The organism is Sphingobium sp. AP50, assembly GCF_900109095.1.
In the GTDB taxonomy this organism is placed as follows: domain Bacteria; phylum Pseudomonadota; class Alphaproteobacteria; order Sphingomonadales; family Sphingomonadaceae; genus Sphingobium.
Map to the genome: position 1 here is coordinate 178,076 of NZ_FNYZ01000004.1, position 16,412 is coordinate 194,487.

12 protein-coding genes are annotated in these 16,412 nt (G+C 64.8%); 11 read left to right on the forward strand and 1 reads right to left on the reverse strand.

Going from position 1 to position 16,412, the window contains the following annotated elements; translation table 11 throughout:
* The first annotated feature begins 2 nt into the window (after window positions 1-2).
* From BMY84_RS10280 to BMY84_RS10290, 3 genes are read left to right on the forward strand one after another with little or no spacing between them, the layout of a single operon-like run.
* Window positions 3-3,095, forward strand: a complete 3,093-nt coding sequence (locus BMY84_RS10280) for an efflux RND transporter permease subunit (RefSeq protein ID WP_093083621.1) — start codon at window positions 3-5, stop codon at window positions 3,093-3,095.
* On the forward strand, window positions 3,088-3,387 hold the full coding sequence (locus tag BMY84_RS10285) for a DUF3240 family protein (protein WP_093083730.1): 300 nt from the start codon (window positions 3,088-3,090) through the stop codon (window positions 3,385-3,387). Before BMY84_RS10280 ends, BMY84_RS10285 begins: the two co-directional genes overlap by 8 nt.
* 32 nt (window positions 3,388-3,419) lie before the next feature.
* A complete protein-coding gene (locus BMY84_RS10290) occupies window positions 3,420-4,625 on the forward strand; it encodes a TolC family protein (protein ID WP_093083732.1) in 1,206 nt (401 codons plus the stop codon).
* A gap of 13 nt (window positions 4,626-4,638) precedes the next feature.
* On the opposite strand, the gene BMY84_RS10295 is transcribed toward BMY84_RS10290, so the two are convergent.
* Window positions 4,639-6,747 (reverse strand): winged helix-turn-helix domain-containing protein, encoded by a 2,109-nt coding sequence (locus BMY84_RS10295; RefSeq protein ID WP_177203977.1) that lies wholly within the window; start codon window positions 6,745-6,747, stop codon window positions 4,639-4,641.
* A gap of 219 nt (window positions 6,748-6,966) precedes the next feature.
* On the opposite strand from BMY84_RS10295, the gene BMY84_RS10300 reads away from it, so the two are divergent.
* From BMY84_RS10300 to BMY84_RS10335, 8 genes are all read left to right on the forward strand, one after another.
* Window positions 6,967-7,362, forward strand: coding sequence for a hypothetical protein (locus BMY84_RS10300; protein ID WP_093083624.1), 396 nt, complete (start codon window positions 6,967-6,969; stop codon window positions 7,360-7,362).
* A 42-nt stretch (window positions 7,363-7,404) separates the two neighbouring features.
* The gene (locus tag BMY84_RS10305; RefSeq protein ID WP_093083625.1) at window positions 7,405-8,751 is read left to right on the forward strand and encodes a DUF418 domain-containing protein; all 1,347 of its coding nucleotides are present in this window, start codon (window positions 7,405-7,407) and stop codon (window positions 8,749-8,751) included.
* Window positions 8,752-8,836: 85 nt separating this feature from the next.
* A complete protein-coding gene (locus BMY84_RS10310; protein ID WP_093083626.1) occupies window positions 8,837-9,985 on the forward strand; it encodes a bile acid:sodium symporter family protein in 1,149 nt (382 codons plus the stop codon).
* Complete coding sequence (locus BMY84_RS10315; RefSeq protein WP_093083627.1) at window positions 9,982-11,322, forward strand: AtzE family amidohydrolase; 1,341 nt, start codon at window positions 9,982-9,984, stop codon at window positions 11,320-11,322. Before BMY84_RS10310 ends, BMY84_RS10315 begins: the two co-directional genes overlap by 4 nt.
* Window positions 11,319-12,686, forward strand: a complete 1,368-nt coding sequence (locus tag BMY84_RS10320; RefSeq protein WP_093083628.1) for an NCS2 family permease — start codon at window positions 11,319-11,321, stop codon at window positions 12,684-12,686. Before BMY84_RS10315 ends, BMY84_RS10320 begins: the two co-directional genes overlap by 4 nt.
* Complete coding sequence (locus BMY84_RS10325) at window positions 12,686-13,597, forward strand: 5'-methylthioadenosine/S-adenosylhomocysteine nucleosidase (RefSeq protein WP_093083630.1); 912 nt, start codon at window positions 12,686-12,688, stop codon at window positions 13,595-13,597. Before BMY84_RS10320 ends, BMY84_RS10325 begins: the two co-directional genes overlap by 1 nt.
* The gene (locus BMY84_RS10330; protein ID WP_093083631.1) at window positions 13,597-15,174 is read left to right on the forward strand and encodes a gamma-glutamyltransferase family protein; all 1,578 of its coding nucleotides are present in this window, start codon (window positions 13,597-13,599) and stop codon (window positions 15,172-15,174) included. Before BMY84_RS10325 ends, BMY84_RS10330 begins: the two co-directional genes overlap by 1 nt.
* Window positions 15,168-16,403 (forward strand): allantoate amidohydrolase, encoded by a 1,236-nt coding sequence (locus BMY84_RS10335; RefSeq protein ID WP_093083633.1) that lies wholly within the window; start codon window positions 15,168-15,170, stop codon window positions 16,401-16,403. The genes BMY84_RS10330 and BMY84_RS10335 overlap by 7 nt, the downstream gene beginning before the upstream one ends.
* The last annotated feature ends 9 nt before the right edge of the window (window positions 16,404-16,412 follow it).

The window sequence follows — 16,412 nt, forward strand, 5'->3', positions numbered from 1 at the left end:
CCATGCTGAAATCGCTTGCCGCCTGGGCGCTGTCCTATCGTCTGGTTATCGTCGCACTGTCGCTGCTGACCGCAGGGCTGGGCGCCTGGGCCTTCGTCAACCTGCCGGTCGATGCCTATCCCAATATCGCCCAGACGCAGGTCAAGGTGATCCTGAAGGCGCCGGGCATGACGCCGGAGGAAGTGGAAAGCCGGGTCATCACGCCGATCGAGATGGAAATGCTCGGCATTCCGGGGCAAGCGATCCTGCGTTCCTCGGCCAAATATGCGATTGCCGACATCACCATCGATTTTGTCGATGGCACAGATATTTACTGGGCGCGGCAACAGGTCGCCGAACGCCTGTCCGGCGTGATGGCCGACCTGCCCGAAGGCATTAACGGCGGCATGGCGCCGATTTCCACGCCCCTGTCCGATGTCTTCATGTTCACGATCGAAGGGCCGTTGAGCCTGGAGGAAAAGCGGACCCTGCTCGACTGGACGATCCGGCCGGCCCTGCGCACGGTGCCGGGTGTGGCCGACGTCAATGCGCTGGGCGGCTATGTCCGCACCTTCGAAGTGCGGCCCGATCCGATCGCGCTGGCAAGCGCCGGCCTCACCGTCACCGACCTGTCCGAAGCGATCGAGCGCGGCAACCGTAATGACGGTGCGGGGCGCCTGTCGCAGGGCGAGGAATCGCTGATCGTGCGCGCGGTGGGCGCGATCCAGTCGGAAGCGGACCTGCAATCGCTGGTCATCGCGACCCGAAACGGCCGGATCGTGCGCATGGGCGATGTCGCGACCGTCGGCACCGGCAGCCTGACCCGTTACGGCGCGGTCACGGCGAACGGCAAGGGCGAAGCCGTGCAGGGACTGGTCATCGCGCTGCGCGGCGCGGATGCTGGCGTGGTAGTGGATGGCATCAAGGCGCGCGTCGCCGAACTGGACAAGACCCTGCCCAAGGGCACAAGCATCGCCGTCTTTTACGACCGTTCCGACCTGATCGGCCGGGCTGTCGGCACCGTCGAGAAAGCATTGATCGAAGCGACTGTGCTGGTCATCATCCTGCTGATCGTCTTTCTGGGCGACTGGCGTGCGGCGGCGATCGTGGCGGCGACATTGCCCATGTCGGCGCTCGTCACCTTCCTGATGATGCGCGGCATGGGCCTGTCGGCGAACCTGATGAGTCTGGGTGGCCTTGCCATCGCCATCGGCATGCTGGTCGATGGCGCGGTCGTGGTGGTCGAAAATGTCGTCGAGCGGCTGAACCATGCAAAGGAAGAAGGCGGTCCGCCCCGACTGAACATCGTATTCCGCGCCACCAGCGAAGTCGTCGTACCGGTGTCGGCCGGCATCCTCATCATCGCACTCGTCTTCCTGCCGCTGCTCTCGCTCGAAGGGCTGGAAGGCAAGCTGTTCGCGCCCGTCGCGCTCACGATCATCTTCGCGCTGGCGGGATCGCTGCTGATCGCGCTGACGCTGGTGCCGGTCCTGTCGTCGCTGGGCCTTAAGTCCGGCCATCATGGCGAACCCTGGATCATGCGGAAACTGACGCCACGCTATCGTCGACTGCTGGACGGCGCCTTTGCGCGCAAGCGGCTCGTCTATGGCTGCGCGGCGCTGGGTCTGGTTCTGGCGGGGCTGGCCTACGGCGCAGTCGGCAAGACCTTCATGCCATCGATGGATGAAGGATCGGTGATCGTGCAGACCGCCAAGTTGCCGACCATCAATCTGGACCAGTCGGTGCTGGGTGACGTGGCCGTCCAGCAATCGCTGATGAAGGATGTGCCGGAAATCCAGCAGATCATCGCTCGTGTCGGCACGGACGAAATCGGCCTTGATCCCATGAGCCCGAATGAAACCGACAGCTTCGTGGTGCTGAAGCCGCAAAAGCAATGGCGCGGCGACAAGCAGTTCGTGGTCGACGAAATCCGCAAGTCGATCGACCGGCTGCCCGGTATCGAGCCGACCTTCACCCAGCCGATCGAAATGCGCGTGTCGGAAATGCTCACCGGGTCGCGCGGCGACCTTGCCGTCAAGATTTTCGGTCCAGACCTCAATACTCTGTCCGACCTAGCCGGGCAGGTGCAGAAAATCCTGTCGAAGACACGCGGCGCATCCGAAGTCATGACCGTCGCCAACGATCATGTCGACTATCTGCAACTCGACATCGATCGCAGCGCGGCCGGCCGTTTCGGCATGCCGATCGACCAGATGCAGGACACGCTGCGCGCGCAGATTGAAGGTGTCCATGCCGGTGTCGTGGCCGATGGACAGAAGCGCGTGCCGATCCTGATCAAGGGTGACGATACGATCCGCAGCGACGCCACGCGCTTTGCGGACCTGCCGCTGCGCACCCCCGACGGCACGGTCGCCCGCGTCAGCGACATGGCCCGCGTCGAACGCACGCAGGGACCGGTCAAGCTCGATCATGAAAATGGATCGCGCTATGCGCTGGTGCAGGCCTTCGTCTCTGGCCGCGACCTTGTCGGCTATGTCGATGAAGCGAAGGCCAGCGTCGATCGCGAGATCAGGATGCCCGCGGGCTATCGCATGGTCTGGGGCGGTCAGTTCGAAAATCAGCAGCGTGCTTCGGCCCGGCTGATGCTGGTCATCCCGGCGGCGCTGCTGCTCATTCTGCTGGTCCTGTTGCTGACCCTGCGGTCGCTGCGCGCGTCGCTGCTGATTCTCGCCAATATTCCCTTTGCGATGGTGGGCGGGATCGTGTCGCTCTGGATATCGGGCGAATATCTGTCCGTTCCGGCCTCGGTCGGTTTCATCGCGCTGCTCGGCATCGCGGTTCTGAATGGCCTCGTCCTCGTCGCCTATTTCCGCCAGTTGCGGGACGAAGGCCAGAGCATGGCGCAGGCCGTTCGCCTCGGCGCCGAACGGCGGCTGCGGCCCGTGCTGATGACCGCCAGCATCACCGCTTTCGGCCTCGTCCCGCTGCTGTTCGCGACCGGGCCGGGATCGGAAATCCAGAAGCCGCTTGCCATCGTCGTGATCGGCGGATTGCTGAGTTCAACCCTGCTGACCCTCATCCTGCTGCCCATCCTGTTCGAGCGCTTTGGCGAAAGCGCCCGGGATGCCGCCGCCCTGGAATCCGACCATGACTGATATATTGCTGACCTTCTACTGCGCCCTGATCGATCAGGATGGCATCGCCGATGCCCTGCGCAGCGTCACTCACGCGCCGCTCCACCTGCGCGAAGAGCAGGTACTGGGACGCGATTTTCAGGACGCCCGCCCCGCTGAACAGGTGCGAGGCGCCCTGCGCCGGGCTGCGATTGACCTGATCGTGGAAACGCAGGAACGGGAGGCGCTTGTGACTGCCGTCGCCAACGCTCGCCGGGGCCATCCCGTCCGCTGGCACAGCAGCACCATTGGCGCCCGGGGTCGCATCCTGTGATCCGGCATCTTTTCCTGATCGGCGCCGCCACCATGGCCACGCCCCTTCTCGCACAGCGCGCGGATCTGCCACCCGAACCGCTTGTTATAGAGGCGCTGGACACCCATCCCGCCGTCGCCGCCGCGCAGGCCCGGGTCCGATCCGCGCGGGCGGGATCGGACATGCTCCGTCAGGGCAGCCACGAATTCACCTTCCAAGGCACGCTGTCGCGTCGTTCCGTCGAAGCGGAAGGCGATTATGCCGAATATGATGTCAACCTCACCCGCCCGATCCGCCTGCCGGGCAAGGCGGCGCTGGATCGCAAGGCTGGCGAGTTAGGTGTCGAGGTCGCGCATAATCTGATGGAGGATATCCGGCACCAGACGGCGCTGGCCTTTTCCGACAACTGGCATGACTGGCTGGTCGCCAGCGCCCAGCATCGCACCGACCTCGATTCCGTGCAGAGCCTGAAGGATGATCTCGCCGCAATCCGCAGGCGGGCGCAATTGCGCGACGCTTCCTTGCTGGAGGTGGACCAGGTGCAATCGGCGCTGGCCATGGCCGAAGCGCAGGCCGCGACGTCGCAGGCAGCGCGGGACGAGGCGCGGGTGAAACTCGCCGCCAATTTCCCCGGCCTGCCCCTGCCCGCAGAGGCACCGGCGCCAGCCGCACCGGCGATGCCCGCCGACAGCCTCGAAATGTTACGCGATCTGGTGATCGAGCGCAGTCATGAAATCCGCGCATCCGAGCGGGAAGCGCAAAGGCTGGCCACGCTGGCCCGTCGTGCCTCGGCCGATCGTATCGCCGATCCCTCGCTCGGCCTGCGCGTGTTCAGCGAGCGCGGCGGTCTGGAAAAGGGCGTCGGTCTGGTCGGCTCCATCCCGCTGGGCGGCGGCTATCGCCGCGCCGCCCATGATCAGGCCAGTGCGGAAGCGGGCGCCGCCGATCTGGAACTCGCCCGCGTCCGTCGCGAAATAGAGGCGACCGCTTCCGCCGACCTTAGCAATGTCAGGGCCCATGACAGCATATGGCGCAGCATGGAAAATGCCGCGTCCAGCGCCGCCGCCGCCGCCGGAAGGACAAAACGTGGCTATGAACTGGGGCAGGTCGATCTGACCGATATGCTGCTGGCCCGCCGGCAGGCCAATGACGCCCGTCGGCAGGAAATCGAAGCGCGCGGCAACCTGCTCCGCGCCATATTGAAAATCCAGATCGATGCCCATGCCGTCTGGACCTCGCAGGAGGGGCATGAAGATTGAATGGCGCAAAGCGTCAAGAAATAGGCAGACCCGGAAAAGCCGCATGCAATCGTGCTAACAGCGGCGCGGGCAACAGGGCTTTGCTCATGCTGCTATCGGGCAAGGCCGTACTCATCTGTTTAGCCTGCGCAGCACGGCCTCGGCGCGCCACCGCATCGGCAAGGCGAACATCTCTTTTCCACAATGCCTGAAAACGAGGATCACGCTGCATCGCGGGCGGGAAAGGCGCACTTCCATAAGGCAGCGATGGCAACCAATAGACCGACATGGCCTGCAACGCACGGCCCAGCAGGTCAATGGCCCTGTCATATTGTCCCGCACAGGCATATTCGATCGCCAGGATGAAAGTCAGATCATCCCGCGCGCGTCCCCCTATCGTCGCCAGTGCTAGGCCCCCGGCATCATAGCGCGCCAGTTCAGCATCCAGAATGACAAGCAACGCCTCCGGTCGGCCAGCCATCGCGGCCAGAGCGGCACGGCACCGTCCGATCGTCCATGCGGTGGCAGCATCGGTCTGGCCGCCCTTCTCCAAGCGATCGACATAGGCCTGCAACCCTGTGCGATTACCCTGTGCAACCAGCAGATAGTAAATTTCATAAAGCAGGAAGTAGCTGTTGGGTCGGTTTCCCAGTTCCTGATAATAAAGTTTCATGGCAGCGCCCTCATACCCCGCCATGAACAACAGCCGGGGCAAGGTAATCCGATGCCACAAATGCGTGTCGGTCAGTTGCTTGAGCGTCAACCCATGGTCCAGTCCGGCCACCACATCGCCCAAAGTCGCCAGCAAATGCGAATAGGCCCAATGCGCATCCGCATTGGCGGGGTCGTTGACGATCGCATGACGGAACAGGGTCGCCGCATCGTCCCATCGCCAGCTGAACCGGCGATACAGATCGGCAATTCGCACCATCGCCCCGGCATTGGCCGGATCGGTCCGCAAGGCCCGCCGGAGGAGTGGCAATGCCTGATCGACCCGCTGCTGCGTGGTCAGTTTCCGCGCGGTGATCGCATGGGACCAGCCATTGCGCGTCAGGTCCGCCATGACGATCAGTCCGCCGGGGTTTTCCGGGGCCAGCGCCAGCGACTGTTCGGCAAGGGCCACGGCCCGATCCGCTGAATCCTGCGCCGCATCCTGCTGCCCTGCCAGAAACAGATCCCGCACATCATCGCATAACAGCCGCGCTGCCTCGCTTAACCGATAGGCTTCGGGATCACCGCGCATAGCGACCGATGTCGGTGGCGTGGACGCTACAGGCAGTCGCAGCACAAGCTGTTCGATCAGGGCAGCAGACAGGTCGCGTTGCAAATCCGATATCCCGGCCATCGCCGCATCGATCGAACCGGACCAGAGTTGTTGATCGCTGCCTGCATCCGTCAATGTCAGGGATAAGCGCAATCCATCCTGCCCTATCCGCGCCACACTTCCATCAACGCGATAATCGGCACCACCCGTTCGATCCTTCTCGTCTTTTCCTGCTGGCCCTGACAGCCTCAGTCCAGGAACGTGCGCGAGATCGCTGCGCAAGGCATCGCTGGTCGTCCGGCCGATCACCTCCAGCGCATGATCGCGCCCCTCGATCGCCAGCGGGTTGATGATCAGCAATCGATCTGTAGAGCCCGCGCTAGGCCAGCCGATCCTCGCGCCGACCGCCAGCAGGACAACCCCGCCGGTCGCTATCGCAATGACGCCGCGACGGCTGACCTCGGCCATTGGCAGGGATGCAGGCACAGCATCAGGAACAATATCGGTCGAAGGAGCTTCCGCACCCTCGCCTTCCTGCACCGTCAGTCGATAGCCGATGCGCGGCAGCGTCTCCATCTGGAAGCTGCCAGCGGCAATGCCTCCGGCCAGAAGGCGCAGATGCGAGATAACGCGGCTGACAGCATCGTTGCTGACGATGCGCCCAGCCCAGCAGGATGCGATCAACTCGTCACGGGTGACAATCACCCCTTTAGCACGTGCCAGGGCGACCAGAACCTGCATCATGCGCGGTTCGATGACCTGCTCCTGACCCGCAGAATCTCGGATCAGACAATTGGCCGGATCGACCTGCACCATGCCGAGGCGGAACGGGGCAGTCCGGGCCAGCACAACGGCATCGCTATTTGCGTTCGGATTCATCACCATATCCCCCAGACCTGTTTGGCCTGTCGGCATGGCCGGATCAAGCCGCTCACAGGGTCCACCCCGTGCGTCAGACATGCCGGTGTCGCAGCGACATGCCTTCACGCCTAAAGATCGGCAATCCATCGGCGAAAGATCGGCGCCCGCAATCTGGCCAGATCGGCCGCTCCGACGGCACAATCCGCACCACAAATCAACGGTGGGGCTGGCAGGGATATGGACGGGAAAAAGCCGCGACGGGATGAGCGACTATGGCGGGAGGCCGGGCCTGTTCTCACGACCTGCGACCATGCCGCGCATCTCGAAGCAATCAACGACAGGCTCTCTAACCTCCTACGACAGGAACGGCAGACCAGTATTGTCCATCTGTCATCGGGCCCAACCCACGATATCGGCGATCTCGCGAAGCTGGCAGACCAGCCCCGGCTTTCATGGCGTTTCTGGTATGGCGGAATCGCACTGGCGATCTTGCTGGTCATCGCGGCGATCTGGACGGCGCTCGCTGCCGTTCCGCTTCTCGCCGGCCATGCCCGCCAACTAATGCGGGACAGCGAAGCCGCCCTTGCCCGCGCCATTCCGTTCGAGGCCGGCTCACGCCGCTGGAGATCCTGATTGAGGTCACTCCCTGCCCACCCCCCTTTTTATGGACAGACAATGATGACTGATACTTCCATCAATCCCGTCAGCCCGACCGCCCGCTTCCAGTCTCTCGACGTCCTGCGCGGCTTTGCGGCTCTGGGCATATTGCTCATGAACATTCCCGCCATGGGCCTGTCATGGGACCGGCCGCTCCCCCCCTTCCCCGTGCGCCTGAACGCAGACTGGGTCGCGCTTGCCATCCAGGAAGTCAGCGTCGCCGGCGCCATGCGCGGCCTGTTCACCCTGCTGTTCGGGGCGGGGATGATCGTCATGCTGACCCGGCCCGATCCCGCACGGGAAGAGGCGGCGCAACGCGCCTATTTCGCCCGTTGCTTCGCACTTATGCTGCTGGGCGTCGCCAATTTCGCGCTGTTCCTGTGGCCGGGCGAGATATTGTTCACCTATGGCGTGGGAGGCCTCATCCTCTTTCTGTTCCGCAAGGCTGATTTGCGCCTTCTGGGCATGGCGGCTGCGACATCCCTGATCCTGATGCCGATCGGCATAGATCAGGCGCGACAGGAAAGGATGGAGATGCTGCGTCTCGCCGATGCAGCCACCGCCGCAACACAGGCAGGGAAGAAGCCCAGCAAGGAGCAGGCGGAAGCCCTCAAGACCCGCGACGAGAAGATGAAGGCCCTGACGTCACCGGAAACGCGCGCCAGGGAGCGAGCGACCCGCACATCCTATCCCGCCCTGCTGGTGTGGAGCATGGAAAAATGGTCGGAAATCAGCTTCACCGGTCCCTTCACCCTTGCCTTCCAGTTCGAAACGCTGGGCTTCATGCTGATCGGCATGATCCTGTTCCGGACCGGCGTGCTGACGGGTCGGCGCTCGCGACGCTTCTACGCCCTGATGGCCATCGGCGGACTGGTGCCCGGCCTCATCCTGCGCAGCATCGTGCTGATGACTGCATGGCAGGCCGGTTTCGTGCCGACGGCGCACTCGGCGACACTCCAGCTCTGGCTCTATCAACCCGGTCGCCTGTGCATGACGATCGGCCTGTTGGGGCTGGTGTCCTTCCTGCTGAAGATCGGCGCGCTGGGGCGTCTGGCCGATATATTGGCGGTCGTGGGCCGTACTGCCCTCACTACCTATATCGGCCAGTCCATCATCACCTCGCTGCTCTTCTATGGCCTAGGCTTCTATGATCGCTTCGGCTTCGCCCAATTGATGGGCATCGCGGTGCTGATCTGGATCGCCCAATGCACCTTCTCCATGCTATGGCTTCGCCGCTTCGACATGGGACCGGCCGAATGGCTGCTGCGATCGATCACCTATGGCCGGATGACGCCCATCGGTCGGCGCATCCCGACAGACGACGCCCCGCCAGCATTGAGCAGTAGCAACAGTTCGATGGCATGAAATTTCTTCAGCGCTCTATTTTTTGCAACGTTCCGTTGAAGTCATTCTATTGGATCGGTAGGGGGAAGGCGCGCATAAGGCCGCCATGCAGCGCCCTTCCCTCGCTCCGCTACGGATCGATCCCTTTTTGCTATGGCTCATCGCCACGGTCGCGGGCGCGTCTCTCCTACCTGTTCGGGGTTCGGCCGCTACCCTGGTCGATATTCTGGCCGATTGCGCCATCGCCCTGCTGTTTTTTCTGCACGGCGCCAAATTGTCGCGGGACGCCATTCGGCAGGGGGCCGGCAACTGGCGGCTGCACCTGCTGGTCTTTGCCTCCACCTATATCCTGTTTCCGATCGTAGGCGTCACGCTGGCGCTGCTGATGCGGGGGTGGGTCGATCCCGTGCTGGCATCTGGCCTGCTCTATCTGACCTTGCTGCCTTCGACTGTGCAATCCTCGATCGCCTTCACCGCCATAGCGGGTGGCAATGTTGCTGCCGCTGTTTGCAGCGCTTCCCTCTCCAACCTGATCGGCATCGTGTTGACACCCTTGTTGGTGGCGCTGGCGCTGCATGTCGATGGCAACGGCGGTTCGGCGGCGCTCCATTCGATCCAGAGCATCGCGCTGCAATTGCTGCTTCCTTTTGTCGCCGGGCATCTGCTGCGCCCGCTGATCGGCGGCTTCATCGATCGCAACAAGGGGATATTGGCGCCGGTCGATCGCGGATCGATCCTGCTGGTCGTCTATTCCGCCTTCAGCGCGGCGGTGGTCGGCGGCATCTGGACCCAAGTGGGCATTAGCGACCTGCTGATCCTGTTGGCGCTCAGTTCGCTCATTCTCACGATCGTCATGAGCGCCAATATCGGCGTGGCGCGCCTGTTCCGCCTGCCGCGCGAAGATGCGATCGTGCTGCTCTTCTGCGGATCGAAGAAGAGCCTGGTATCGGGCGTGCCGATGGCCGGTGCGCTGTTCCCTGCCGCGCAGGTCGGGCCGCTGATCCTGCCCCTGATGATCTTCCACCAGTTGCAGCTTTTCCTGTGCGCCGCCCTCGCCATGCGTTTCCGCCGCCAGCAGGAAAACAGCCCTCCGCTTACCGCCCTGCCCCGCACGGAAGCGGAGATCAGCAGCGCGGCCGCCACCATCGGCCTGCCCATCGATCCCGCCTGCATGCCCGGCATCGTCGCCAATATGGCGCTGCTCGATCGCCATGCCGGGATCATGCTGGCCAGCGGCGGGAAAGGCGCCGCATGACCGGGGCCATCGCCATCGCGCAAGCTGTACGCAACGGCCGTCTGTCGGCGGTGCAACATATCGAGCAATGCTTGATCGATCTGGCCGAGCGAGAGGCGCCACTCTGCGCCGTCACTCGTATGCTGGCCGACCGCGCGCGGCAGGAAGCGCAGCGGGTCGATGCCATCGTCGCCGCGGGTGGCGATCCGGGGCCGCTGGCCGGCGTGCCCTATGGCGTGAAGGATCTGTTCGCCGTCACCGGCCTGCCGACCACAGCAGGGTCACGCCTCTATGCCGATGCGCCGCCAGCCACAGCCGATGCGGAGGCCATCAGCAGGCTGCGTGACGCCGGTGCGATACTGGTCGCCACGCTCAATATGGATGAATTCGCCTATGGCTTTGCGACCATCAACGCTCTGCATGGCACCACCCGCAACCCGCATGATTTGAGCCGCCTTGCTGGCGGTTCATCGGGCGGATCAGCGGCAGTCGTGGCCGCTGGCCTGCTGCCTTTCTCGTTAGGCTCGGACACTAACGGATCGATCCGCGTACCCGCCAGCCTGACCGGCCTTTATGGCCTGAAGCCGACCCATGGCGACCTGCCAATGGGTGGCGTCTTCCCCTTCGCCGACAGTTTCGACGATATCGGCCCCTTCACCGGATCGCTGGCCGACATGGCCCTGCTCTGGGAAATATTGACCGGCCGTTCGGTCACGCAGAAGGATCGGCCCCTGCGCATCGCACGCCTGGGCGGCCGCTTTGCCGAAAATCTCGATCCCGATCAGGTCGCGGCGATGGATGCGATCGCCCCCGATGCCCCGGTCGTGACCCTGCCCGATATCGCCCGCGCGCGCTCCGCCGCTTTCCTGATCACCGCCAGCGAAGGCGGCCGACTGCATCGCGAAGCGCTCGCGCGCGACGCCATGCTGTTCGACCCGCAGGTGCGCGATCGCCTGATCGCCGGTGCGCTGCTGCCCGACGCGCTTTACGACAAGGCGCGGGCTTTCCGCATTGCCTTCCGCGCTGCCGTGCTGGACCTGATCGCCCCCTATGACGTGCTGATCGCCCCCGCCACACCCTGCACAGCGCCGCCGGTGGATGATCCCCGCATCCTGATCGACGGCGCGATGAGCGCGGCGCGCGCCGACCTCGGCATTCACAGCCAGCCGATCAGCTTCACCGGCTTCCCTTCGCTCTGCGTTCCGCTCTATCGTCCGGGTCGACTGCCATTGGGCCTGCAACTGATCGGCAAGCCGGGAACGGAACCGGCACTGTTTCAATTTGCCGCCCAACTGGAGCAGAAGGGCATTACCGGCGTCAGTCTGGCGACCGGTGCATATTCGGGGGATATTGCATGACGCAGCCGCAAATCGCGGAGACAGGAGCGCCATCAGCGCCCGCGGGGACATTGGATCGCTATTTCGGCCTCAGCCAGCGCGGCACATCGGCGCGGACGGAGGTGCTGGCGGGGATCACCACCTTCCTCACCATGGCCTATATCGTGCTGGTCAATCCGGCGATATTGGGCGCGGCCGGGATGCCGGTCGCCTCGGTCGCGGCGGCCACCTGCTTCGCCGCAGCCTTCGCCTCTATCCTGATGGGCCTGACCGCCAATGTGCCGCTGGCGCTGGCGCCGGGCATGGGACTCAACGCCTATTTCGCCTTCACCGTGGTCGGCCAGATGGGCGTGCCATGGCCGATCGCGCTGGGATGCGTCTTCCTTTCCGGCGTCGCCTTCCTGATCCTGACTGCGACTGGCGTGCGGCAACTGATCGTCGCGGTGATTCCCACCTATCTGTTCGCGGCAGTTGCGGGCGGCATCGGTCTGTTCATCGGTTTCATCGGTCTGAAAAATGCAGGGATCGTCGGCGCCAATCCGGCGACCTTCGTGGCGCTCGGCGATCTCAAGGCTCCCGGCGCGGCGCTGGCGCTGCTCGGTCTGCTGGTCATCGGCACCCTGTCCGTCTGGAATGTGCGCGGCGCGATGCTGATCGGCATCGTCGCCACCACCATCGTCGGCTGGCTGACCGGCATGGTCACGGTGAAGCCCGAACCCTATAGCCTTGACGCACTGACCGGCACCGCTTTCAAGCTGGACCTGCCCGGCGTGTTCGGCCTGACCGGCAGCCATGGTCTGGGCCTGCTCGAAATCCTGTTCGTCTTCCTGTTCGTCGACCTGTTCGACAATATCGGCACCTTGGTCGCCGTCACCAAGCGCGCGGGTCTGATGGACGCGGCGGGCCGCATCCCCGGCCTCAATCGTATCCTGACCACCGATGCCATCGCCACGGTCGTCGGGTCGATGGCAGGCACCAGCACCGTCACCTCTTATGTCGAAAGCGCGGCAGGCGTGCAGGCGGGCGGGCGAACCGGCTTGACCGCGGTCGTCACCGGCATCCTGTTCTTGGCTACCATGTTCGTCGCTCCCTATGCGCAACTGGTGCCGCTGGCGGCGACCGCGCCCGCGCTGATCATCGTTGGCGGCCTGATGCTGCTGCCACTGACCGAAGTGGAGTGGGAAGACCCGATGTCGGCCATCCCCGCCTTCCTGACGGTGGCGATGATCCCGCTGACCTTCTCGATCGCCAATGGTCTGGCCTTCGGCATCACCGCCCATGCAGCGCTCAAGGCTTTGCGCGGCACGGCCACGCGCAAGGACTGGTTCCTCTTCCTGCTCGCCGGCCTCTTCGTTATCCGCTTCGTCTGGATGGGAGCCGCCTGATGCGCGTCCTTGCCTTCACTCTGCTGGCCCTTGCCGCGCTTCCCACACCCGCACTGGCGCGCAAGCTGGACAGCACGCCCCGCACCGTCGTCATGACCGCCTTTCCCCCTGAATGGGATGCGCTGGTCAAGTCGGTGGACAAGCCCAAAAGCTACAGGATCAACGGCCTCACCTTCCTGACCGGCAGGATGGCGGGCAAGCCGGTGCTGCTGATGCAGAGCGGCGTGTCGATGGTGAACGCGGCGATGAATACCCAATTGGTACTGGATCGCTTCACCATCCGGCGGATCGTCTTTTCCGGCATTGCCGGGGGCGTCGATCCCGGCCTGTCGATCGGCGACGTCATCGTGCCGCAGGACTGGGCGCAATATCTGGAAGTCTCCTTTGCCCGCAAGACGGGCGACAGTTGGAAAGTGCCCGAAGCCGTCGATGCGGAGGCACCTGCCAATTGGGGCATGATGTTCCCGCGCGGCGTGCGCATGGGCAATGCAGCGGAACCGGTGAAGCGCCATTACAGCTTCGGCGTCGACCCGGCACTGCTCGATCTGGCGAAGAAGGTGGCGGGCGACGTGAAGCTGGAACGCTGCGTCCAGAATGAAGCCTCCGCCTGCCTGCCGCATGATCCCAAGATCGTCGTCGGCGGCACCGGCGTTTCGGCCGGCGTCTTCGCCGACAATGCCGAGTTTCGCGATTATCTGTCATCGGCATGGAAAGCTCGCGTGCTCGACATGGAAAGCGCAGCCGTGGTGCAGGTCGCCTATGCCAATCAGGTGCCGACGATCGTCTTCCGCAGCCTGTCGGACCTTGCCGGTGGCGACGCGGGCGAGAATCAGATGGTCGCCTTCATGGCACTTGCCTCGGTTAACAGCGCCCATGTCGTGCGCGCCTTCGTCGCAGCGCTGCCCAACTGATGGCGCTGGCCACCGTCTCCGGCCGCAACGGCATGGTCACCACCCCGCACGCCCTGGCGAGCGAGGCGGGCCTGTCGGTGCTGCGCGACGGCGGCAATGCGGCGGAGGCCTGCGTGGCGGTGGCAGCCTGTCTGGCGGTGATCTATCCGCATATGACCGGGATCGGGGGCGACGGTTTCTGGGTGATCCGCCAACCTGACGGGCGCGTGCGTGGTATCCATGGCTGCGGCGGCGCGGCGGCCGGGGCGGACCTGTCCCTCTATGCCGGGTTGGAGGCAGTGCCAACGCGCGGACCGCTGGCCGCCAATACGGTGGCAGGGACCATTTCGGGCTGGGCGGCGGCGCTGGAGGGCGGGACGCTGCCCTTGCCACGCCTGCTGCGTGACGCGATCGATCATGCTCGCGCTGGCGTGGCGGTGACGGCTGGCGGCGCGGACATAGCGGCGGCCAAGGGCGGCGAACTACGTGTCCAGCCGGGTGCTTATGCGACGATTTTCGAACCGGAAGGCCGGCCTTTGCGGGAGGGCGACCTGCTGCGCCAGCCGCAACTGGCCGACACGCTGGAACGGCTGACGATGGAGGGGCTGGAGAGTTTCTACACCGGCCCGCTCGCGGCCGACATCGCTGCTGATCTCGCCGCATTGGGCAGCCCGGTGTCCGCCACCGATCTTGCAGCCCATGTCGCCACCCGCCCCGATCCGCTGCATGTCGGCATCGGCGGCGCGACCCTCTATAACAGCGCGCCGCCTACGCAGGGTTTCGCCTCCCTGCTGATCCTCGCCCTGTTCGACCGGCTCAAGGCGCAGGCGGCCGACAGCTTCGATCATGTCCATGGGCTGGTGGAGGCGACCAAACAGGCCTTCCTGATCCGCGACACCCATGTCGGCGATCCGGCCTTCCACGATTATGACTGGCAGGGGCTGCTGGACGATCCCGCCGCGCTCGATGCGCTGGCGGCGAAGATCGATCCCGCCCATGCTCTGCCATGGCCGCAGCCGCCCCAATATGGCGACACCTGCTGGTTCGCGGCCGCCGATGGCGAAGGCCGGGTCGTGTCCTGCATCCAGTCCACCTATCATGAATTCGGCTCCGGCCTCGTCCTGCCGAGCACCGGCATCACCTGGCAAAATCGCGGCGCCAGCTTCCGCCTGGCGGAAAGCGGCTGGAATGCGCTGAAGCCCGGACGCAAGCCCTTCCACACGCTCAATCCCGCGCTCGCCTGTTTCGAGGATGGCCGGATCATGGCCTATGGCACGATGGGCGGCGAAGGCCAGCCACAGACGCAGGCCGCCCTCTTCACCCGCTATGCCCGCTATGGCGTGGATGTGCAGGAGGCGATCAGCCGACCCCGCTGGCTGCTGGGCCGCACCTGGGGCGACCAGTCGACCACGCTCAAACTGGAGGACGGGTTCGACGCAGCGCTCTATGCCGATCTCGCCGCCGCTGGCCATGATGTGGAGCGGGTCGGCCCGCTGACCGCAACCATGGGCCATGCCGGCGCGATCGTCCGCCACGCCGATGGTCGGCTGGATGGGGCCACCGATCCGCGCAGCGATGGCAGGGTGGCGACATGGTGACGGGCGGGGCAAGAGCCGTCGCCCGCTGCGACATGCTGGGCGTCGCCCCCTATAGCGACATGGAGGGCGGCCTGTATCGCGCCTATCTGACGCCCGCTTATGCCGCCGCGCAGGGCAGGCTCTCCGAATGGATGGAAGCGGCCGGCATGACGGTCCGGCGTGATGCTGCCGCCAACCTTATCGGCCGCTATGAAGGAACCGACGCCACCGCACCTGCCCTGCTGATCGGCAGTCACCTGGACAGCGTGCGCGATGCGGGGCGCTATGACGGGCCGCTCGGCATCATGCTGGGGGTGGAGGCCATCGACGCCTTGCATCAGGCTGACAAGCGCCTGCCCTTCCCGATCGAGGTCATCGCCTTTGGCGACGAGGAGGGATCGCGCTTCCCCGCCGCCATGCTGACCAGCCGGGCGGTGGCCGGAACACTGTCCCCGGATGCCCTCGACCTGAGCGATAGCGATGGCGTGGCATTGCAGGACGCCGGCGTCGACACCAGCACCTATCTCTCCGCCGTTCGCGCGCCGGGCACGACGCTCGCCTATCTGGAAGCGCATATCGAACAGGGGCCGGTGCTGGAGGCGAAGGGGCTGGCCATCGGCACCGTGACCGGCATCGCCGCGCAACTGCGTTTTGCGGCTATCGTCACCGGACAGGCCAATCATGCCGGCACTACCACCATGGGCCTGCGCCGCGACGCCATGACCGGCGCGGCGGAGATGATGCTGGCGATCGAGCGCATCGCTCGCGACGACGCCTCCGATCTGGTCGCGACCGTGGGCCGGGTGGAAGCGCTGCCCGGCGCTCCCAATGTCATTCCCGGTGAGGTGCGCTTCACCATCGATGTCCGCTCAGGTGACGAAGCCCGACGGAACCGCGCCGCACAGGCGATCCTCGTCGCGCTGGAGGGCATCGCTTCGACCCGCCACCTCAGCCTGTCGCTCAACCAAATCCACGATCTGCCCGCCAGCCCCTGCGATCCGGCGCTGATGGATCTGATGGACGCGGCCATCGCGGACACCGGTCAGCCACCTTTCCGCCTCGTCTCCGGCGCGGGCCATGATGCGATGGTGATGGCGGCGCTCTGCCCCACGGCCATGCTCTTCATCCGTTGCAAGGACGGCATCAGCCATAATCCGGCCGAGCATGTCGATCCCGCCGATGTGGACATCGCGCTACAGGCGATAATGGGCTTCATAGAAAATTTGGGAGAGAATTTTGTCGGCGCTTGATCCGTCCCT

Excerpts from the sequence above, each read along its gene's own strand:
- BMY84_RS10295 (WP_177203977.1), bottom strand. The coding sequence starts at position 6,747 with ATGAATCCGAACGCAAATAGCGATGCCGTTGTGCTGGCCCGGACTGCC.
- BMY84_RS10305 (WP_093083625.1), top strand. The coding sequence starts at position 7,405 with ATGATGACTGATACTTCCATCAATCCCGTCAGCCCGACCGCCCGCTTC.
- BMY84_RS10300 (WP_093083624.1), top strand. The coding sequence starts at position 6,967 with ATGGACGGGAAAAAGCCGCGACGGGATGAGCGACTATGGCGGGAGGCC.
- BMY84_RS10315 (WP_093083627.1), top strand. The coding sequence starts at position 9,982 with ATGACCGGGGCCATCGCCATCGCGCAAGCTGTACGCAACGGCCGTCTG.
- BMY84_RS10285 (WP_093083730.1), top strand. The coding sequence starts at position 3,088 with ATGACTGATATATTGCTGACCTTCTACTGCGCCCTGATCGATCAGGAT.
- BMY84_RS10290 (WP_093083732.1), top strand. The coding sequence starts at position 3,420 with ATGGCCACGCCCCTTCTCGCACAGCGCGCGGATCTGCCACCCGAACCG.
- BMY84_RS10320 (WP_093083628.1), top strand. The coding sequence starts at position 11,319 with ATGACGCAGCCGCAAATCGCGGAGACAGGAGCGCCATCAGCGCCCGCG.
- BMY84_RS10330 (WP_093083631.1), top strand. The coding sequence starts at position 13,597 with ATGGCGCTGGCCACCGTCTCCGGCCGCAACGGCATGGTCACCACCCCG.
- BMY84_RS10280 (WP_093083621.1), top strand. The coding sequence starts at position 3 with ATGCTGAAATCGCTTGCCGCCTGGGCGCTGTCCTATCGTCTGGTTATC.
- BMY84_RS10310 (WP_093083626.1), top strand. The coding sequence starts at position 8,837 with ATGCAGCGCCCTTCCCTCGCTCCGCTACGGATCGATCCCTTTTTGCTA.
- BMY84_RS10325 (WP_093083630.1), top strand. The coding sequence starts at position 12,686 with ATGCGCGTCCTTGCCTTCACTCTGCTGGCCCTTGCCGCGCTTCCCACA.
- BMY84_RS10335 (WP_093083633.1), top strand. The coding sequence starts at position 15,168 with ATGGTGACGGGCGGGGCAAGAGCCGTCGCCCGCTGCGACATGCTGGGC.